14 protein-coding genes and 1 pseudogene are annotated in these 20,278 nt (G+C 72.8%); 4 read left to right on the top strand and 11 right to left on the bottom strand.

The features are described 5' to 3' along the window. The 3 genes from ispG to dxr form a co-directional block, all read right to left on the bottom strand. Positions 1-800, bottom strand: an 800-nt coding sequence (ispG, locus tag ACZ53K_RS33155) for a flavodoxin-dependent (E)-4-hydroxy-3-methylbut-2-enyl-diphosphate synthase (RefSeq protein WP_468844031.1), incomplete at its 3' end; no start/stop codon positions are given. A 179-nt stretch (positions 801-979) separates the two neighbouring features. Next, on the bottom strand, positions 980-2,281 hold the full coding sequence (locus ACZ53K_RS33150) for a M50 family metallopeptidase (RefSeq protein ID WP_468844028.1): 1,302 nt from the start codon (positions 2,279-2,281) through the stop codon (positions 980-982). After that, positions 2,278-3,549, bottom strand: coding sequence for a 1-deoxy-D-xylulose-5-phosphate reductoisomerase (gene dxr, locus ACZ53K_RS33145; protein WP_468844026.1), 1,272 nt, complete (start codon positions 3,547-3,549; stop codon positions 2,278-2,280). The genes ACZ53K_RS33150 and dxr overlap by 4 nt, the downstream gene beginning before the upstream one ends. Positions 3,550-3,624: 75 nt before the next feature. Here dxr and ACZ53K_RS33140 point away from each other — a divergent pair, with 75 nt between their 5' ends. Further along, complete coding sequence (locus ACZ53K_RS33140; protein WP_468844023.1) at positions 3,625-4,455, top strand: YwqG family protein; 831 nt, start codon at positions 3,625-3,627, stop codon at positions 4,453-4,455. 34 nt (positions 4,456-4,489) lie between these two features. Here the strand turns inward: ACZ53K_RS33140 and ACZ53K_RS33135 are convergent, their stop codons facing one another. The 5 genes from ACZ53K_RS33135 to ACZ53K_RS33115 form a co-directional block, all read right to left on the bottom strand. Beyond that, positions 4,490-6,409: an acyl-CoA dehydrogenase family protein gene (locus tag ACZ53K_RS33135; protein ID WP_468844021.1), complete on the bottom strand. Its 1,920-nt coding sequence runs from the start codon at positions 6,407-6,409 to the stop codon at positions 4,490-4,492. Positions 6,410-6,753: 344 nt separating this feature from the next. Next, entirely contained in the window at positions 6,754-7,440 is a 687-nt protein-coding gene (locus tag ACZ53K_RS33130) for a response regulator (RefSeq protein WP_468844019.1), read from the bottom strand. Further along, positions 7,415-8,758 carry a sensor histidine kinase gene (locus ACZ53K_RS33125; RefSeq protein WP_468844041.1) on the bottom strand — a complete coding sequence of 448 codons (1,344 nt, stop codon included), beginning with the start codon at positions 8,756-8,758 and terminating at the stop codon, positions 7,415-7,417. Before ACZ53K_RS33125 ends, ACZ53K_RS33130 begins: the two co-directional genes overlap by 26 nt. A gap of 311 nt (positions 8,759-9,069) precedes the next feature. Next, complete coding sequence (locus ACZ53K_RS33120) at positions 9,070-10,515, bottom strand: aldehyde dehydrogenase family protein (RefSeq protein ID WP_468844016.1); 1,446 nt, start codon at positions 10,513-10,515, stop codon at positions 9,070-9,072. 254 nt (positions 10,516-10,769) lie between these two features. Beyond that, positions 10,770-12,401 carry a PucR family transcriptional regulator gene (locus ACZ53K_RS33115; RefSeq protein WP_468844014.1) on the bottom strand — a complete coding sequence of 544 codons (1,632 nt, stop codon included), beginning with the start codon at positions 12,399-12,401 and terminating at the stop codon, positions 10,770-10,772. 253 nt (positions 12,402-12,654) lie between these two features. On the opposite strand from ACZ53K_RS33115, the pseudogene ACZ53K_RS33110 reads away from it, so the two are divergent. Continuing rightward, positions 12,655-13,056, top strand: a pseudogene (locus ACZ53K_RS33110) (RidA family protein); the annotation flags it as partial. 214 nt (positions 13,057-13,270) lie between these two features. On the opposite strand, the gene ACZ53K_RS33105 reads toward ACZ53K_RS33110, so the two are convergent. Further along, positions 13,271-15,415 carry an ATP-binding protein gene (locus ACZ53K_RS33105; RefSeq protein ID WP_468844011.1) on the bottom strand — a complete coding sequence of 715 codons (2,145 nt, stop codon included), beginning with the start codon at positions 15,413-15,415 and terminating at the stop codon, positions 13,271-13,273. A 272-nt stretch (positions 15,416-15,687) separates the two neighbouring features. On the opposite strand from ACZ53K_RS33105, the gene gabT reads away from it, so the two are divergent. Together gabT and ACZ53K_RS33095 are read left to right on the top strand one after the other, a co-directional pair. Then, positions 15,688-17,037 carry a 4-aminobutyrate--2-oxoglutarate transaminase gene (gene gabT / locus ACZ53K_RS33100; protein ID WP_468844009.1) on the top strand — a complete coding sequence of 450 codons (1,350 nt, stop codon included), beginning with the start codon at positions 15,688-15,690 and terminating at the stop codon, positions 17,035-17,037. Between the two features lie 346 nt (positions 17,038-17,383). Next, positions 17,384-18,082, top strand: a complete 699-nt coding sequence (locus ACZ53K_RS33095) for a phosphatase PAP2 family protein (RefSeq protein ID WP_468844006.1) — start codon at positions 17,384-17,386, stop codon at positions 18,080-18,082. On the opposite strand, the gene ACZ53K_RS33090 is transcribed toward ACZ53K_RS33095, so the two are convergent. After that, complete coding sequence (locus ACZ53K_RS33090) at positions 18,046-19,110, bottom strand: L-tyrosine/L-tryptophan isonitrile synthase family protein (RefSeq protein ID WP_468844004.1); 1,065 nt, start codon at positions 19,108-19,110, stop codon at positions 18,046-18,048. The two genes, ACZ53K_RS33095 and ACZ53K_RS33090, sit on opposite strands and share 37 nt — an antisense overlap. Then, positions 19,107-20,036, bottom strand: a complete 930-nt coding sequence (locus ACZ53K_RS33085; protein WP_468844002.1) for a TauD/TfdA dioxygenase family protein — start codon at positions 20,034-20,036, stop codon at positions 19,107-19,109. Before ACZ53K_RS33085 ends, ACZ53K_RS33090 begins: the two co-directional genes overlap by 4 nt. Positions 20,037-20,278: the final 242 nt, after the last annotated feature.

The raw sequence follows: 20,278 nt of genomic DNA, 5'->3' as shown, positions 1-20,278 counted from the left end.
GACTCCAGGATCTGCAGCCCGACCTTGACCTCCTCCGCCGGCGGAGCCGACAGGGAGACGCGGATCGTGTCACCGATGCCCTCGGACAGCAGCGCACCGAAGGCCACCGCCGACTTGATCGTGCCCTGGAACGCCGGACCGGCCTCGGTCACGCCGAGGTGCAGCGGGTAGTCGCTCTGGGCGGCCAGCTGGCGGTACGCGTTGACCATCACGACCGGGTCGTTGTGCTTGACCGAGATCTTGATGTCCCGGAAGCCGTGCTCCTCGAAGAGCGACGCCTCCCACAGGGCGGACTCGACCAGCGCCTCGGGCGTGGCCTTGCCGTACTTCTGGAGCAGGCGGCGGTCCAGCGACCCGGCGTTCACGCCGATCCGGATCGGGGTGCCGGCGTCGTTCGCCGCCTTGGCGATCTCCTTGACCTTGTCGTCGAACTGCTTGATGTTGCCCGGGTTCACCCGGACCGCGGCGCAGCCGGCGTCGATCGCGGCGAACACGTACTTCGGCTGGAAGTGGATGTCGGCGATGACCGGGATCTGCGACTTGCGGGCGATGACCGGCAGCGCGTCGGCGTCGTCCTGGGTCGGGCAGGCGACCCGGACGATCTGGCAGCCGGACGCGGTCAGCTCGGCGATCTGCTGGAGCGTCGCGCCGATGTCGGACGTCCGCGTGGTCGTCATCGACTGCACCGAGACCGGTGCGTCTCCGCCCACGGCGACCGGTCCGACCTGGATCTTGCGGCTGACCCGGCGGTCGGCCAGCTTCGTCGGTACGTCCGGCATTCCCAGTGAAATGGCAGTCATCTGGCGAGCAACCCCAAGGTGTGGATCTAGGTCCCGAGATCGGCGGGCTCCGGTCTTCGAGATTACGGCACGAGGGTTGCGGTGGGCACATCGATCCCCTCCAGCCCCCCGTCGGGGGGCGGAGGAGCACCCATGTGCGCGGTTTGCACCGCTGGTGGGCGGGGCAGCGGCCCCGGTTCCTATGTCAGCTTCACCGGATTCACCACGTCCGCCACCAGCACCAGCAGCGTGAAGCAGATGAAGATGCCCGCGACGACATAGGCGACCGGCATGAGCTTGGCCACGTCGAAGGGTCCGGGGTCGGGGCGCCGGAAGACGCGGGCGAAGGCCCGGCGGACCGACTCCCACAGCGCGCCCGCGATGTGACCGCCGTCCAGCGGCAGCAGCGGCAGCATGTTGAACAGGAACAGCGACAGGTTGAAACCGGCCACCAGGAAGAGCATGGTCGCCACCCGCTGCTCCGGCGGGATGTTCAGCGAGAAGACCTCGCCGCCGACCCGGGCCGCGCCGACCACGCCCATCGGGGAGTCCTGCTTGCGCTCGCCGCCGTTGAAGGCGGCGTCCCACAGGTCGGGCACCTTGGCGGGCAGGTGGACCAGGGACTGGACGCCCTGTTCGACCATGCTGCCCATCCGGTCCACGGACTGGCCGAAGGACTGCGGGACGACGCCGGTGGCCGGGGTGAAGCCGAGGAAGCCCGCGGTGACGTACTCGCCGGGCACGTACGCGCCGTTGCCGTCGGTCTTGGCGACCTTGTTCTCGATCAGGTCCGCGTGCAGCTGCTGCCGCTTGCCGTCCCGCTCGATGGTGATCGTCGCGGGTCCGGTGGTGTCCCGGATGCTCTGCTGGAGGCTGGCCCAGTCCGGTACAGGCTTGCCGTTGAAGTCGACGATCTTGTCGCCGGCACGCAGACCGGCGGCCTTGGCCGGGGAGTCCTTGGCGCCCGTGGTGCACTTGTCGGTCTTGGCGGAGGCCGCGATGACACAGTCCGAGACCGAGCCGACCTGGGTGGTCTGGGTGTTGATGCCGAAGCCCATCAGCACGCCCATGAAGATCACGACCGCGAGGATCAGATTCATGAACGGCCCGGCGAACATCACGATGACGCGCTTCCAGGGCTTGCGCGTGTAGAACAGGCGCTTCTCGTCCCCCGGCTGCAGCTCCTCGAAGGCCGCCGACCGGGCATCCTCGATCATGCCGCGCCAGGGAGAGGTGGAGCGGGCCTGTATGGCGCCGTCCTCCCCCGGCGGGAACATGCCGATCATGCGGATGTAGCCGCCGAGCGGTATGGCCTTGATGCCGTACTCGGTGTCGCCCTTGCGACGCGAGAACAGCGTCGGCCCGAAGCCCACCATGTACTGCGGCACCCGGATGCCGAACATCTTGGCCGTGGACAGGTGTCCCAGCTCGTGCCAGGCGATCGAGAAGAGCAGGCCGACGACGAAGACGACTATGCCCAGAATGGTCATCCAGGTCGTCATGCGCGAGCCTCCGATGTCGTACGGGCCGCTCGGGCGGCCAGCTCACGGGCGCGGGCGCGCGCCCAGGTTTCCGCCTGCAAGACGTCCGCGACCGTCAGGGAGGTTCCCCGGGCCGGCGTACCGTGCTCCGCGACCACCTCGGCGACCGTATCGACAATTCCCGTGAACGGCAGCCCGCCCTTCAAGAACGCATCGACGCATTCCTCGTTCGCGGCGTTGAAGACGGCCGGCGCGGTGCCGCCCAGACCGCCGACGTGGCAGGCCAGCGGCACGGACGGGAACGCCTCGGTGTCCAGGGGCAGGAAGTCCCACTGATGGGCCTTGGTCCAGTCGATGCCCGGTGCGGCGTCCGGCACCCGGTCCGGCCAGCCGATGCCCAGCGCGATCGGCATCCGCATGTCGGGCGGGCTGGCCTGGGCCAGGGTGGAACCGTCCGTGAACTCCACCATCGAGTGGATGTAGGACTGCGGATGGACGACGACCTCGATCCGCTCGAACGGCACGTCGTACAGCAGATGCGCCTCGATGACCTCCAGCCCCTTGTTGACCAGGGTCGCGGAATTGACCGTGATGACCGGGCCCATCGCCCAGGTGGGGTGGGCGAGCGCCTGCTCCGGCGTGACGGACGCCAGCTCCCGCTTCGTACGGCCCCGGAACGGCCCGCCGGAGGCGGTGACGACGAGCTTGTGCACCTCCTTGCGGGGCCCGCCCAGCAGGCCCTGGAAGAGGGCGGAGTGCTCAGAGTCGACGGGAACGATCTGGCCGGGCCGGGCCGCGGCCTTCACCAGCGGTCCGCCGACGATCAGCGACTCCTTGTTGGCGAGCGCCAGCGCACGGCCCGCCTTCAGGGCGGCCAGGGTGGGCGCGAGGCCGATGGAGCCGGTGATGCCGTTGAGGACGGTGTGGCAGTCGGACGCGGCCAGCTCGGTGGCCGCGTCGGGCCCGGCGAGAATCTCCGGCAACGGCTCCCCCGCCCCGTACCGGGCCGACAGCGCCTCGCGCAGCGCCGGCACCACGTCCTCGCGGGCGACCGCCACCGTACGGACCCGCAGCTGGTGAGCCTGCTCGGCCAGCAGCGCCACCCGGCCCCCGGCCGCGGACAGCGCGGTCACCCGGAAGCGGTCGGGGTTGCGCAGCACCAGGTCGATGGCCTGGGTGCCGATGGAGCCGGTCGAACCGAGGATCACGATGTCGCGCGGCCCGTCGCCGCCGCCGGTGAGCGGGGCGGGGGTGAAGCGCAGATGCGGGTCAGCGAGGGTGTCCGTCATGGGGACCATTGTTGCCGGTCCGGGCGCGGTCGTGAGCCGCAGGGGATTGTCAGTGGCGCGTGCGACCGTACGGACATGGAACGAACGATGTCCGCGCCGGAGCACCTGGCCGCCGAGCACCTGCCCCCGGACGTGGCGGAGCGCTGGAGGGCGCTGCTGCGTCCGGCGGTGCGCCTGACGCGGCCGGACGACCGCCGCGCCCCGCTCGCCGGTCCGCCCGTGGGCTACCTGGGCGGCCGTCCGGAGCTGCCGGACGACGTGGCGTGGCCGGAGTGGGAGGGGACCGGGCCGTTGACGTTCGTCGCCTCGGTGTCGCTGTCCGCACTGGCCGGACTGTCCGACACTGAGCTGGACATACTGCCGAAGGACGGCACGCTGCTGTTCTTCGTGTCCTACGGCCCGGGGCAGGGTGACGGCGTGCCCGGCCTCGGCCCGGACGGGCAGCAGGGCGCCCGTGTCGTGTATGTGCCGGAGGGTACGCCCGTCGCCGAGCGCCGGATTCCCGGTGGCCTCGACGAGCCGTACCGCCGGGTCCGGCTGTCGGCGGAGCCGGAGATGACGTGGCCGGATCACGAGGACTTCTGGCTGGGGGATCTGGTGGGTGCGTCGCCCTGCGACGACCTTCCGGAGTGGCTGGACGCCTTCGACGACGCCCTGGGCGACCTCGTGCCCACGGTGCGGCACCGCATAGGCGGCCACCCCGTGTCCATTCAGGGCGGGGTGGGCCCCGACGGCCTCGGCGAGGACGAGGATCCGGACGACCGGGTGCTGCTCGCCCAGATCGACAGCGACGAACGGGCCTGGATGAACTGGGTCCATCAGGGGACCCTGTACTGGCTCATCACCCGGGCGGATCTCGCCGCGCGGAACTTCGCGGCGGCGCGCTTCACCTGGCAGTTTCTCTAGAAGCCCTGGCGAAGCGCGCCGCGTGCGGGTCAGCTCAGCGGATCGGGCGGTGGACGTTTTCCCTCGTCGTCGGGCCGGGGGTCGCGTCGGCGATCCACGGGCCGTCGCCGCTCGGGTCCACGACGCCTTCCTCCAGCCAGGTGTAGGTGCCGGTCAGTACGCCGGAGACGACCTTGCGGTCCAGGTCGTCGGTGTTGGTCCACAGCCGGGCGAAGAGTTCGTCGACGCGGATGCGGGACTGCCGGCAGAACGCGTCGGCGAGCTGGTGTGCCTCGCGGCCGTGATCGTCGGTGGCGCGTAGGTGCTCGGCGCGTACGACGGCTGCGCTCATGGCGAAGAGTTCGGCGCCGATGTCGACGATCCGGCCGAGGAAGCCCTGCTTGGTCTCCATCCGGCCCTGCCAGCGGGACATGGCGTAGAAGGTGGACCTGGCCAGCTTGCGGGCGGCGCGCTCCACGTACCGCAGATGTCCGGCGAGGTCGCCGAACTCGGCGTACGAGCGCGGCAGCTGGCCGGGCCCGGCGACCAGCTTGGGCAGCCAGCGGGCGTAGAACGTACCGGCCTTGGCGGCGGCCTTGCCCTTGTCGGACAGGGACGTGTCGGGGTCGATGAGGTCACCGGCCACGGACAGGTGCGCGTCCACCGCCTCCCGCGCGATCAGCAGGTGCATGATCTCGGTGGAGCCCTCGAAGATCCGGTTGATGCGCAGGTCGCGCAGGATCTGCTCGGCCGGTACGGCTCGCTCGCCGCGGGCGGCGAGCGAGGCGGCGGTCTCGAAGCCGCGGCCGCCGCGGATCTGCACCAGTTCGTCGGCCATCAGACAGCCCATCTCGGAGCCGTACAGCTTGGCCAGCGCGGCCTCGATGCGGATGTCGTTGCGGTCCTCGTCGGCCATCTGCGAGGCGAGGTCGACGACGGCCTCCAGGGCGAACGTGGTGGCCGCGATGAAAGAGATCTTGGAGCCGACGGCCTCGTGCTTGGCGACCGGCTTGCCCCACTGCTCGCGGGCCGCCGACCACTCGCGGGCGATCTTCAGACACCACTTGCCGGCGCCGACGCACATGGCGGGCAGCGAGAGGCGGCCGGTGTTCAGCGTGGTCAGCGCGATCTTCAGGCCGGCGCCCTCGGGCCCTATGCGGTTCGCGGCGGGCACCCGTACGCGGTGGAAGCGGGTGACGCCGTTCTCGATGCCGCGCAGGCCCATGAAGGCGTTGCGGTGTTCGACCGTGACGCCTTCGGCGGCGGCTTCGACGACGAAGGCCGTGATGCCGCCCTTGTGGCCCTCGCTCTTCGGGACGCGCGCCATGACGACGAGGAGGTCGGCGACGACGCCGTTGGTGGTCCAGAGTTTTACGCCGTCGAGGATGTAATGGTCGCCCTCAGGCACCGCCGTGGTCGCCAGCCGGGCCGGGTCGGAACCGACGTCCGGCTCGGTCAGCAGGAAGGCCGAGATGTCCGTACGGGCGCAGCGCGGCAGGAAGACGTCCTTCTGCTCCTGTGTGCCGAACTGTTTCAGCGGCTGCGGTACGCCGATGGACTGATGGGCGGAGAGCAGTGCGCCGATGGCCGGGTTGGCGGAGCCGACGAGGGCGAGCGCCTTGTTGTAGTAGACCTGGGTGAGGCCGAGGCCGCCGTACTTGGTGTCGATCTTCATGCCGAGCGCGCCGATCTCCTTGAGACCGTCGATGGTCTCGTCCGGGATCTGCGCCTCGCGCTCGATACGGGCGCCGTCGATCTTCGTCTCGCAGAAGTCGCGGAGCTTGGCGAGGAACTCCTCACCGCGCTGGGCGTCCTCGGTGGCGGGGGTGGGGTGCGGGTGGATGAGGTCGAGCCGGAAGCGGCCCAGGAACAGTTCCTTGGCGAAGCTGGGCTTGCGCCAGTCCTGCTCCCGGGCGGCCTCGGCGACCTGCCGGGCCTCGCGCTCGGACACATTGCGGGTGGATGGAGCGGTCATGAGGGGCTCACCTCGCCGCGGAGTGGGGTCTCGGAGTGGGGTCTCGGAGTGGGGTCTCGGAGTGGGTCGGCGGTCTGCGGGACCGTGCGGTAGCGGTCCGCGGTCGCGGAATCCGGCGTTCCGTACCGGTCGGCGCCGGGACGGCAGGCGTACGGCGTCCCGCCGCCGTCCGGCTACCGGTCAGTGCTACTTGTGAGTCTCTACCCGTTCCGTTGGACTTGCACCAGACTTCGCGGCACGGACGCGGGCGGACGGGTGAGCGCCGGCAGCCGGATTCCGGCCGTCCGGAGACGGAGGGCGGCGAACGGAGCGGGCGGCACCTGCCGTGCCAGGCCCCGCCCCGGTCAGCGGGTGCCCGGGGTGACCAGCCCCGTCTCGTACGCCAGCACCACGGCCTGGGCCCGGCTGCACAGCCCCAGTTTCGTCATCGTCCGGTTCAGATGGGTCTTCACGGTGGCCTCGCTGATCACCAGCCGGGCCGCGATCTCGGGGTTGGACAGGCCCTTGGCGGTGTGCCGCAGCACCTCCAGTTCGCGGGCGGTGAGCGCCTGGAGGGACTCCGGTCCGTCGGCCGTCTCCGGGGCGGGCTCGTCCAGCCGCTGGGCATACGCCTCGACCAGTCTGCGGGTCACGCTCGGCGCGAAGAGCATGTCGCCGCCCGCGACGGTGGCGATGGCCGAGAGCAGCCGTTGCGGCGGAGTGTCCTTCAGGAGGAAGCCGCTGGCTCCGGCGCGCAGCGCGGCGTAGACGTATTCGTCCAGGTCGAAGGTGGTGAGCACCACGACGTGCGGGGCCGGATCGCCGGATTCGGCGGCGGCCCGCAGGATGCGTTCGGTGGCCGTGATGCCGCTGACGCCGGGCATCCGGATGTCCATGAGGATCACGTCGGGGCGGTGTTCGGCGGCCAGCCGGACCGCCTCCTCGCCGTCCGGCGCCTCGCCGACCACCTCGACGTCGGGCGCGGCCCGCAGCAGGGCGGCGACGCCGGCCCGGATGAGGACCTGGTCATCGGCCACCAGCACCCTGATCATGCTCTGTCGTCCCTTTCCGCGGCGGTGCCGGGCCCGCCGCGGGATGGACGGGCAGGGTGAGCAGCACCTGGAAGCCACCGCCCGGCAGCGGACCGGCGCGCAGACTGCCGCCGTAAATCCTGGCCCGCTCGCGCATCCCCATCAACCCGTGTCCGGTGGAGACTTGGCCGGATCGCGTCGGCGGAACGGCGGTTTTGGAGGCTGGGGCGGGCGTGGCGGGTGGTGCGGCGGGGGTGCCGCCGTCGTCCCGTACCTCGACCGTCAGGTGGCCGGTGCCGTGGCCGATCCGCACCTCCACACGGGCGGCCCGGGCGTGTTTGAGGGCGTTGGTCAGCGCTTCCTGGACGACACGGTACGCGCACTGTTCCAGCCCCGGCGCGTACGGCCGCCGCTCCCCCGTCGTGCGCAGCGTGACCGGCAGCCCCGCGGCCCGTACCCGGGCGACCAGCGTCTCGATCCGGTCGAGTCCGGGCGCCGGTTCATAGGCGTCGGCCGTCTCGCCCTCACCCGTCCTCCGCCGGTCGACGGCGGCCGGTCCGCCCGTCATCTCCTGCGGATCCACCCGGAGGACGGCGAGCAGCCGCCGCATCTCCTCCAGGGCCTCGCCGCTCGTCCCGGCGATGGTGGTCAGCGCGCGGCGGGCGGTGTCCGGGTCGGAGGTGAAGACGTACCCGGCCAGGCCGGCCTGCACGGAGATCACGGACATGTGGTGGGCGACCACGTCGTGCAGTTCGCGGGCGATGCGCACCCGCTCCTCGGCGACCGCGCGCCGGGCGTTCTCCTCCTGCTCGCGGCGGAGTTGCCCGGCCATGTCGGTGAGCCGGACGTTGCGTTCGGCGGAGGTGCGGGCGACGTTGCCGAACCAGCACAGGATCGCGGGGTAGAGGACGCTCTGCCCGAGCGTGGTCGCCCAGGAGCTCTCGTGGCCGGTCAGGCCGGCGAAGTTCCACAGCACGGCCAGCAGGACCGAACAGCCGAGGGCGACGCGCGGCGGGCGGTGCGCGGCCACGGTGTAGAGGGCCATCAGGCCGGCGAGGCTGTTGACGACGGGCCAGTAGTCCAGCGCGATGTAGCCGAACCAGAGGAGGAAGACGCCCAGGCACACCGCGACGGGGGCGCGCCTGCGGGCCACCACCAGCAGGTTGATCAGGCAGGTCAGTACGGAGCCGAGAGCGTCCAGGCGCTGCCATCCGACGGGTACGTTGTCGTGGCCGAGCAGCAGCGAGACGGTGGCGAAGCCCAGGACTATGGCCGCGTCGAGGGTCAGCGGCGGGACCCTCCGTACCCGCCGTCGCGCCTCCCCGGCCACCCCGCCCATGCGCACGCCCGCAGCGTAACCCGGTGCGTACGGCGGGTCATCGGCCCGGAGGAGGCCGTGCGGCTACCGCGGAAGTTGTACGTCCGGACCGCGCGGTACCGCGTAAGTCGCGCCCGCTTTTCCACCCGTGACGGGACGCCCCGGCGGGCGGCGGGCGCGTACGGTCGCAGCAGAACACCACAGGAGTGCGGGGGCACGGGGGAGAACGGCACCGCCGCACGGGGGAACGGGGGAGGCAACGCGCTCCGGGACAGTGTGCCGGAGCGCGTTGCTCGTCGCCGGTCCGCCTCGCGGGGCGGGTCCTGCCGGTCCTACAGGTCCAGGCCGGTCAGCACGAGCACCCGCTCGTACGTGTAGTCCTCCATCGCGAAGCGCACGCCCTCGCGGCCCACGCCGGACTGCTTGGCACCGCCGTACGGCATCTGGTCCGCGCGGTAGGACGGCACGTCGCCGATGATCACGCCGCCGACCTCCAGCGCGCGGTGCGCCCGGAACGCGGTCTGCACGTCGTGCGTGAACACACCCGCCTGCAGGCCGTACTTGGAGTCGTTGACGGCCGCGAAGGCCGCCGCCTCGCCGTCCACCTTCTTCAGGGTGAGGACCGGCCCGAAGACCTCCTCGCAGGCCAGGGTCGCGTCGGCGGGCACGTCTGCCAGCACGGTCGGCGCGTAGGAGGCGCCGTCCCGCTTGCCGCCCGCGAGCAGCTTCGCGCCCGCGCCGACGGCCTCGTCGACCCACGCCTCGACGCGCTTGGCGGCGTCCTCGCTGACCAGCGGGCCGACCTCGGTCGCGTCGTCCGACGGGTCGCCGGTGACCTGCGCGTTGACGGCGGCCACGATCTTCGGCACCAGCCGGTCGTACACGGACGCGTCGGCGATCACCCGCTGCACGGAGATGCAGGACTGGCCGCCCTGGTAGTTGGAGAAGGTGGCGATGCGCTGCGCCGCCCAGTCCAGGTCGGCCTCGGAGGCGAAGTCCGCGAGCACCACGGCCGCGCCGTTGCCGCCCAGTTCGAGGGTGCAGTGCTTGCGCGGCACCGAGTCCATGATCGCGTAACCGACCTGCTCGGAACCGGTGAAGGAGATCACCGGCAGCCGCTCGTCCTGGACCAGCGCCGGCATCCGGTCGTTGGTCACCGGCAGGATCGACCAGGAGCCGGCCGGCAGGTCCGTCTCGGCCAGCAGCTCACCGAGGATCAGGCCGGACAGCGGGGTGGCCGGGGCCGGCTTGAGGATGATCGGCACGCCCGCCGCGATCGCCGGGGCGATCTTGTGGGCGCACAGGTTGAGCGGGAAGTTGAAGGGCGCGATGCCCAGCACCGTGCCGCGCGGGAAGCGGCGGGTCACGGCGAGCCGGCCGGCGCCGCCCGCGTCGGTGTCCAGGCGCTGCGCCTCGCCGCCGTTGAAGCGGCGGGCCTCCTCGGCCGCGAAGCGGAAGACGGACACGGCACGGCCCAGTTCGCCGCGGGCCCACTTCATGGGCTTGCCGTTCTCGGCGGAGATGAGCCGGGCGATCTCCTCCGTACGCTCCACCAGACGCCGCTGCACGTGGTCCAGCGCCGCGGCGCGCACATGGGCGGGGGTGGCGGCGAACTCTTCCTGCACGGCGACGGAGGCCGCGACGGCCTCCTCGGTCTGGGCCTCCGTGGGAACGCTCACCGTGCCGACGAGACGGCCGTCCCAGGGGGAGGTGACGTCGAAGGTGTCCTCGCCGGTGGCCTGGCGACCGGCGAGCCAAAAGGCGGTGGGAGAAGTCACAGTGGGTCCCGGCCCTTCCGAAGTGGGGGTGGTACGAACGGCCCTGTCGGGCCTGGGTCCACCGTAGGGGCGGGGTGCGTCCGCGGCGTTTGTCCGGCACGGAGTAGTCGTACGGTGCGGCCCGCCGCATTGGCGTACGGGAGGCGTGGCGCGGGCCACCGCGACCGGCCCGTATCGGGCCCGTGTCCGGTCCTCGTCCCCCCGGGCCGCTCCCCGGACGCATCCTCCCCGGGCCGCTCCCCGGACCCGCCTTCCTACGCTTCCGTGAGCGTCGTCGCCTTCAGCGCGAGCCACAGCTCCATCCGTACGTCCGCGTCATCCAGCGAGCGGCCCAGGATCTCCTCCACCCGCCGCATCCGGTAGCGCAGCGTGTGCCGGTGCACTCCCAGGTCGGCGGCGGCGGCGTCCCACTGGCCGTGCCGGGACAGCCAGGCGCGCAGAGAGGCGACGAGGTCGCCGCGGCCGGTGGCGTCGTGCTCGTGCAGGGCGCGCAGCAGGCCGTCGGCGAAGGCCCGTACGGCGTCGTCGGCCAGCAGCGGCAGCACCGATCCGGACGCCACGTCCTCGTGCTCGACCAGTGTCCGGCCGCGGCGGCGGGCGACGGACAGGGCCTGTTCTGCCTGGCGGCAGGCCTGCGCGGCGTCCCGCGGCCCGGAGGGCGCGGACAGGCCGACGGCCAGCCCGACGCCGGAGCGCCCCGGCTCGGCCCGCGCCGCGCGCCCGCGCGGCAGCGGCTGCCCGCCGTACCGGGCCTCGGCCACGGCCGCGTGCTCGGCGCACGCCTCGACGGCGGCCCCGCCGTCGGCGGCCAGCACGACCAGGCGGGCGCCGTCCGGTACGGCCAGCACCGCCTCGCCGGTGCGGGCCGCCGCCGACTCCATGGCGTCGGCGAGCGCGTCCAGGGCGGGCGGCGCGGCACCGGGGTCCGTGCCGTCGGCGGCGACCGGCTCGGCGACCACCACCCGGAAGGGGGCGTCCAGGAGCCCGCCGTACAGGGAACCCGCGACCGTCCGCGCGTGGTCCGGCTCGCCGGCCAGCAGCATCCGCAGTACCGCGGCGCCGAGCCGCTGCTCGGCCTCCTGAAGGGCGCGGGAGCGCTCCGTCGTCAGGGTCAGCAGGGCGACGGCGGAGTGCACGGCGAAGCGTTCGGCGGTGCCCAGCGGCGCGCCCGTGCCGACCGCGAGGACGCCGCGGGCGCGGCGGCCGGTGCCCAGGGACTGCAGCTCGACGCGGTCGTCGCCCTCGGCGTCGCTGACGACGGAGCTGGCGGGGGCCGGGCGTTCGCGGAGCCGCCCGGCGTCGCCGGCGAGCCGGACGGCCCGGCGGGCGGCCCAGTCGGGGGCCGCCGCGACCACCGTGCCGGAGGCGTCGTACAGCGCGGCCCAGCCCTTGAGGTGTGCCGCGAGCCGGGCCAGCAGCTCGGCCGGGCCCTCGGTGCCGAGAGCCGCCCGGGTCAGTTCGCGCTGGGCCTCGAAGCCCTCGGTCACGGCGCGGTACTGGTCGGCGGCGACCGCGGCGGAGACGGCCTTGCTGATGGCGATGAACGGGGTGCTGCGGGGCACGCCCAGCAGCGGCAGCCCCTCCTCGGCGGCGGCGGTGACCAGCGCCGCCGGCACCTCCTCGTAGTTGACGCCGACCGCGAAGCCGAGCCCGACGACCCCGGCGCCCGCGACGCGCCGCACATACCTGCGGGCCGTCTCCGGGTCCTCGGCGTCCAGCTTGAGGGCGGTGATGAGCAGCAGCTCGCCGCCTTCCATGTACGGCACCGGGTCGATCAGCTCGCTGGCGTGCGCCCAGCGCACGGGGGTGTCCAGCCGGTCCCCGCCCGCGAGCACCGTCAGCTTGAGCGCGGAGTGATGGGCCAGGGAGGCGAGCGTGTGCGGCATGGGACCTTCGGGGGCTTCGGCGGGCGGGCGTGCTGTCGGTGGGCTGGTTCTTCGCCGTCGCGTATGAACGGTCGCTGCCGATTCTGCCTCAGTGGTGGGGTGCGGGGGCCGGTTCGTCGCGGGGTTGCGCCGTACGGGGTGGGCCGGCCGGTACCGCCGGTGGTCGGAAACCCGGTGGACACACCCGGCCCGGCCGTGAGCTGATCGGCACCGACCGATACGGCACCGCAGACGCTGCCCCGGAGGAGCCCAGATGGCCCGCTTCACGACCGTGCCCGGCCTGTTCCCGCCCCCGCGCTACTCGCACGCCGCCGTCGTCGAGGCGGGTGAGCGTCTGGTCTTCTCCGCGGGCGCGGTACCGCTGGACGCGGACGGCGCCCTCGCCGGCCCGGGCGACCGCACGGCCCAGGCCCGCCAGGTCCTCGCCAACCTCGCCGCCCAGCTGGAGGCGGCGGGCAGCGGCCTGGACCAGGTGATCGCCAGCACCGTGTACGTGGTCGGCAGCGCCCCGGAGGACCTCTCCGCCATCTGGGACGAGATCCGCGCCTCGGCCCTGTCCACCGGCCCGCACACGTCCACGCTCGTGGGCGTGACCGTCCTCGGCTACCCGGGCCAGCTGGTGGAGATCACGGCGACGGGAGTGGTGCGGGACGGCCCGGTCGAGCCGGCATCGCGTGCGGCCGCTCGGCGGACGGACCCGGCAGGAGCCCTGGCGCGGCTCGGCGAGATGGCCGACCGCGGTGACTTCGACGGGTTCACCGGCAGCGAGGCGGCACACCACCCAGGTGCGGAACCCCCTGCAGCGGGCCACACCTCACCCGGCACGGCCATCGGCTGACCACCGACGGAAACCGGCCCACCGGGGCCCCTCACCCCCGCAGATCCACCAGCACCGGCGGCGCATGCTCCCCCCGTACCGACGTCACCGACAGCACCGCATGCCCCGGGGGGACGGAGTTGGCCAGGTCGGAGGCGGACCAGCGTTCGCGTTCGACGGTGCGGACGGTGACGGCCTTGGCGGTGACGGCCTTGCCGGTGACCAGGTGGCGGAAGAGGTGGAACGCCTTCATCGCCGCGCCTTCGGCGATGATCTGGCGGTCGGTCACATCCCGTGTCTCGACCCACTCCTTGCCCCACACTTCGGCGAACCGCGCGCCGTCCCAGGTCGTCACGCCCGCGAACGCCATCCGGCAGCCCACCGCGCCCAGCAGCGCGCTGCGCAGGGCTTCGGGGACGTCGTCGAGGGAGCGCAGGGTGAGCAGGACGCCCGCGTTGGCGGCGCGCAGCCGTTGCAGGCCGCGCAGCGATTCGGCGGTGACGGTGTGCGCCGCGTCGTCGAGGACCAGGCAGGCGAAGAGCGACCGGTCGCCGCGGGCGGCGGCGCACTCGGTGAACTGGGCGAGGACCAGCCGGGCCAGGATGCGCGAGGCCTCCGCGTGGCCGCGTTCGGGCAGGCCGATGCGGACGCGCAGCGGGCGGTCGAGGGCGCGCAGCGAGAGCTGCCGGTCGCCGCCGCGAGGGTCGAAGTACGGCGCGAAGGCGGGGCGGTCGAGGAAGGCGACGCGGTCGGCGAGGAGGTCGCCGATGTCGCCGGGGCGCCCCGACTGCCGTGCGCGGGCGTCGAGTTCGCGCAGTTGTGGGTGCGACTCGGTGGTCTTCAGGGCGGTCCGCAGCGCGGCGAGCGCGGTATCCGAGCCGTCGAGGAGTTCGCGGAGTTCGGGTACGGACGGGAAGCGGCCGTGCGCGGCGCGGAACGGGCCGAGCAGCTGGCCGAGGGCGGTCGCGGCGCGCCGGCTGTCGCCGCCGGGCAGGGTGGCGGCCAGGTCGCCGACGAGGGCTTCGGCGAGGATGCCGGCCGCTTCGTCGGGGTCGGTGGTGCCGCCGTACAGGTCGAGGTCGCAGTTTGGTTCGGGGGCGCCGATCCGTACGACGACGTCGAACGCCTCGTCGGGGCCGAGTGCGGTGCCGGCCGCGCCGACGGCGACGACCGCGCTCCGCCCGGCCAGCGCCTGGAGGCACATGGCCTCCACCACGGGCCGCACCACGCGGGTGGTCTTGCCGCAGCCGGGCGGGCCGACCGCCAGGAGGGAGGTGCCCAGCAGCGCCGGGTCGAGGGCGAAGCCCGTACCGCGGTGCTGGTGGGGGTTGCGCGGGTGGTCGGTGGCGGTGCCGATGCGTACCTGGTGGGCGAGCAGGTCGTGGTGGGCCGTGCGGGCGGGCAGGTCGCGCAGGCCGGAGGGGTGGGCGCAGGCGGCGGCGCCGTGGCGCAGGACGGTGTCGGTGAAGGAGGCGAGGGAGTTCTTGCCGGAGCGCACGGAGTGCCAGGCGCGTTCGACGCGGGCCACGTCGACGTCGTTCATGCGTCCGGTGAGGGTTTCGGCGGTGAGCTTGTCGGCGGCGTCGGGTGCGCCGCCCGCGCGCAGTGCGGGCCACTGGGCGCGGTCCTCCTGCGGCTCCGGTACGGCGTCGGGGCGGCGTTCCCGGGCGCGGCGCAGTACCGGTCCCAGGCAGCGCCGTCCCAGCTCCCGCCAGCGTCCGAGGCGTCCGAAGACGAGGACGAGGAGGGCCAGGAAGAGGGCGTAGTAGAAGTAGGTCAGCCAGACGAAGATCATCTTGTCGCCGCCGGCCGAGCGCCAGGAGTCGGGTGTGAGCAGCAGCAGCGGATAGAGCCAGTACGGGCCGAGGTAGCCGTTCCAGAGCAGCGACCAGAGCAGCCACCCGCACAGGAACGAGATCAGCGCGCCGGTGACGAGCTGCCGGGTGGGCACCCGGTCGGGGCCTTCCTCGGGCCGGGGCACGTGCCCGTAGGTCCAGATGCCGGGCGCGGCGGCCCGGCGGGGGGCGCGCAGCCAGCGCAGGAACGTGCCGTCTTCGTGGGCGGCGGGCGCGGCCCGCGGCACCGGCGGAATTCCCGGGGCCGGTGGTGCGGACGGGACCGGTGGTGCCGTGGGGCGGGGTACGGGGTGGTCGGTGCGGGTGTGCGGTGTGTCGTGCTGCGTGCCCTCGGTGTCCATCCGGTGCCCCTCGTCCCCCTTGAGACGTGCGGACGCGGAACGGAAACGGTTCCGCCCGCGCGCTGCTGTTCCCTGCCGGTCCCTGCGTACGCCGCTGTGTTCGCTGCGTACGCCGCCGCTCAATCTACTGGCCGCAGCGCGCCGCTATGTCCGGTGCGGACAACGCAACACGCGCACTTCTCCCGAACGGAACATGCCGACGTCCCGCTCCTCCCCCTAGCCTGCGAGCACAACCCCTTCAGTACGTCCCGTTCCACCCCCAGGAGACTGCCATGACCGAACTGTCCGGAGGCCCCGCCCTCCCCCAGGAGCGTCGCGTCGTCACCGCGATCCCCGGCCCCAAGTCCCAGGAGCTGTGGGCCCGCAAGCAGGCCACGGTGGCCGGTGGCGTAGGGGCGGTGCTGCCCGTCTTCGCCAAGCGCGCGGGCGGCGGCATCCTGCAGGACGTCGACGGCAACTCCTTCATCGACTTCGGTTCCGGCATCGCCGTGACCTCGGTCGGCAACAGCGCGGAGGCCGTGGTGCGCCGCGCCACCGCGCAGCTCGCCGACTTCACCCACACCTGTGTGATGGTCACGCCGTACGAGCCGTACGTGGAGGTCTGTGAGCAGCTCGCCGAGCTGACCCCGGGCGACCACGCGAAGAAGTCGGCGCTGTTCAACTCCGGCGCGGAGGCCGTGGAGAACGCCGTCAAGATCGCTCGTGCGTACACCAAGCGCCAGGCGGTCGTCGTCTTCGACCACGGCTACCACGGCCGGACGAACCTGACGATGGCGCTGACCGCGAAGAACATGCCGTACAAGCACGGGTTCGGCCCGTTCGCGCCCGAGGTCTACCGGGTGCCGCTGGCCTACCCCTACCGCTGGCTGACCGGCCCGGAGAACTGCGCGAAGGAGGCCGCGGACCAGGCCATCTCGCAGATCACCAAGCAGATCGGCGCGGAGAATGTGGCCGCGATCATCATCGAGCCGGTGCTCGGTGAGGGCGGCTTCATCGAGCCGGCCAAGGGCTTCCTGCCCGCCATCGCGGAATTCGCGAAGGAGAACGGCATCGTCTTCGTCGCGGACGAGATCCAGTCCGGCTTCTGCCGTACCGGCCAGTGGTTCGCGTGCGAGGACGAGAACATCGTCCCGGACCTGATCACGACCGCCAAGGGCATCGCGGGCGGCCTGCCGCTGGCCGCCGTCACCGGCCGCGCCGAGATGATGGACGCGGCGCACGCGGGCGGCCTCGGCGGCACGTACGGCGGCAACCCGGTGGCCTGCGCGGCGGCGCTCGGTTCCATCGAGACCATGCGCGAGCTGGACCTGAACGCGAAGGCCCGGCGGATCGGCAAGATCATGAAGCCGCGCCTGGCGGCGATGGCCGAGAAGCACGACATCATCGGCGAGGTCCGCGGCCGTGGCGCGATGATCGCGATCGAGCTGGTGGAGTCCGGTTCCAAGGAGCCGAACCCGAAGGCGACCGCGGCGCTGGCGGCGGCGTGCCACCAGGAGGGCCTGCTGGTGCTGACCACCGGCACGTACGGCAACGTGCTGCGCTTCCTGCCGCCGCTGGTCATCGGCGAGGACCTGCTGAACGAGGGCCTGGACATCATCGAGGGTGCGCTCGCGACGGTGTGACCTCAGGTAATCGGAGGCGGCTCGTGAAGAATGTGTGCGGGGCCCATGGCGGGCAGGTGATCTGGCTGTCCGGCCCCGCCTCACTGCCGTACGGTTTCTGCAGATGAGAGAAACACCCCGCTCACAAGAGACTGTGAGCGACGCCCGGCCGACGCTTCCCCAGCTGCGGCCAGGCCGTGCCTTCGCGCACGAATCCGGGGCCTCGCGCCCCGGGAATCCTCACCGATCGGACGGCCGCCCGCCCCACACCCCCCGGGGCGCGCGGCGCTCCGGTCAGCCCGGCCGCCTCGGAACCACCCCCCCTGTTCCGAGGCGGCCGACCTTTTTCCCCCACCCCCTGCTGTGGGTGGGCGTGCTGTGCGCCGCGCTCTTCGCGGTCCTCACCTGGCAGGTGGCCTCCGGCGGTCCGCTGCGCGCGCTGGACGAGCGCCTCGCCCGCGCCGTCGTCCACGGCCCCGTCCCCACGCCCGTGGCGGAGTTCTTCGCCGACCTCGGCAACACGGTCGTGGCACTTCCCGTGCTGGCGCTCGCCGCGCTGTACGCGGCCTGGCGCGGACGGCGGGCAGCCACTCCCCGCTGGTGGCTGCCGCCGCTGGCCGCCCTGGTGACGATGGCCGTGGTGCCCGCGCTGGTGGTACCCCTGAAGGTATGGCTGGCCAGGCCGGGCCCGCCGGAGATGGCGGGCGGCGCGCACGACGGTTTCTTCCCCTCCGGGCACGCGGCGACGGCGGCCGTCGCGTACGGGGCGGTGGCCCTGCTGCTCGCCGCGCCGTGGGCCGCCCGCGGACGGCCGGGCAGGCCGGTGCCGGCCGCCCTCGCAGCCGCCGCGGGGCTGCTGAACATGGCGGTCGGCATCGGCCTGGTGCGCCGGGGCTACCACTGGCCGCTGGACGTGCTGGCCAGTTGGTGCCTGGCCGGGGTGCTGCTCGCGGCCTGCACGGCGGTGTGCGGACGGTGGACGGACCGCCCGCGCCGAAGGCGGGGCGGCCCGCACCGGCAGCGGGACGGTCAGCTCGCCACGCCGAACAGCTCCGACGCGATGTAGTGGCTCGGGCGCCAGCTGGGGCCCGCCGGAATCCCCACCCGCTCCGCCTCGTGCCGCTTCATCAGCCGGAAGCGGTCGGTGCCGGTCTGCACGACGACGGCGTGCCAGGGCGTCAGCCAGTTGTCGGCCGCTTCCAGCAGCGCGATCCCGAACTTCGCCGACCCGCAGGCCTGCGGATGGATGGAGAGCCGTACGGTCTGCCGGTAGTGGTGGGCGATCAGCTCGCCCCACGCCCGGCTGCGCCGCAGGACACCGTACGCGCGGCCCCGGCACTCGCGCTGCAACTGCGCCTTGGAGCCGGTCCACTCCGCGGTGTCCTCGACCAGGAACCGGATGGTGCCGCGGTAGTGGCTGAGCGCCGCTCCGCCGGCCCGCACCTCCGCCCGCAGCTCCTCCACGCTCTGCGCGTAGTCCTCCTCCAGGAGCGCGCGCTTCTCGTCGTAGCTGCGGGCGTCGTAGACGTGGTCGAGGCCGAAGGTGTCGATGTGCCGCAGGCCGTTGTCGGCGATCATGTCGCGGAGTGCCTTGCCGTACGCGTCGATGTGCGCGTCCGGCACCCGTATCAGGTCGCCGAAGACATGGCCGTCCGAGCAGATCAGCAGCCGGGCGCCGGGCGGGTAGACCGCGCCGATCGCGGCGCACAGGTCGTCCAGGAAGCGCAGCGAGAGCAGTTCACCGAGGTCGGGGAGGTGGCCGACGACCTTGGCGGGGTTCGGCGACTTGCACGGGAAGGCCGGCAGGGTCAGCAGCACCGGCTCGCGGCGGGCGACGAACCCGCGGATCTGCGCGAGCTGTTCGGCGAAGCACTGCTCGGGCGGGTGGCTGTCGTGGGCGCCGGTGCCGGCCCGGTCGGCGCCGTCGCCCCCGTCGGCCCGCGTGTCCGCCGGTACGCCGACCGGCCGGCGGTGCGGCAGCAGCAGCTCCAGGATGCGGGCGCAGTACTGCTCCGTGCGGGCCGCGTACGCGGCGTCCCCCTCGTCCTCCCCCTGCTCCTGGCGCTCGGCGTGCTGCTCGTACGTCACGGTCATGCGGTCCCTCGCTGGGTGTCGGCCCCGGTGGTGCCCTGGTGGTCGTGGACGTGGCTGGGCAGCGGGGGGTCGCCCAGGACGTGGACGCGGCGCAGGTGGCGCGGCAGTCCGCGGCGGTAGGGCACACGGGTGTGCAGCAGGGTGTAGTTGTCGGCGATGACGATGTCGTCCTGCTGCCAGGCGTGGACGTACACGTGCCGGGGGTCGTACGCGGCGTCGCGGATGGCTGCCAGCTCGGCGGCGGCCGCCTCGCCCTCCAGCCCGTCGATGCCGACGTCGGGCTGGTTGATGATGTGCTCGCCGTCCGGCACCGGTTCGAGGAAGCGCATGACCGGGAATCCGGCGTCGGGGTGCGGTTCGATCAGGGGCGATACGACGATGCCGCCGTAGTGGGAGACCTTCGCGTTGTGGTAGCGCAGGGTCAGACCGCGCCAGCGTTCCAGGGTCTCGGGGTCGGCGTCGGCGAGTACGCGGGTGGTGTCGCAGAAGAGCGTGCCGCCACCGTCGGCGGTGCCGGGGGCCTCGACGCAGTGGAAGACCTGGAACTCGGGCACGAAGTCGACGTACATCCCGTCCCAGTGCAGCGGCATGAAGCCGGTGTCGAAGACGTGGTCCTCGGGGTCCTGGTGGGCGCGTACGTCGAAGACCGTGCCGAACGGCCACTCCATCAGCTCGCCCCAGTTACGCGCGTAGGCATCGAGCGCGGCGGCGCCGTCCGGGGCGGTGAATCCCCGTAACGCCACCAGGTGGTGGCGGCGGGTCAGGTCGCGCAGCCACGGCACGGGCACGGCGGTGACCGGGGTGCCGGGCTCGGTCGCGGTGATCAGGACGCCGAAGGGGCCGGGTGCGGCCGTTGTCCAGGACCGGGTGTCGTCAGGGGCGTCGGCGGCGGTCGGGCCGGACGCGTGGACGGCTTGGGACGTCATGGTTCCTCTCCGGTGAGCGGCGCGCCGGGCCGGTCGGCCCGGGCGCGGTGACAGTGACAATACTTGAGAGTTCAAGAACATTCCATGTCTCGGTGACATCTCGCTGCCGCCACCGACCTTCCCGGCGCCCGCCACGCGCGGAAAGACACGGCGACTGGCCCGAACCGGCCACGGCCCGTTCGGGCCGGACCCGGACGCTTCGCCCACCCCTCGGCCCGCACCAGACTCGCCTTTCGGACACA

It is taken from the genome of Streptomyces sp. NPDC033221 (assembly GCF_055577005.1).
The sequence above is the reverse complement of the archived record's forward strand: the minus strand, read 5'-3'. Positions and strand labels throughout refer to the sequence as shown.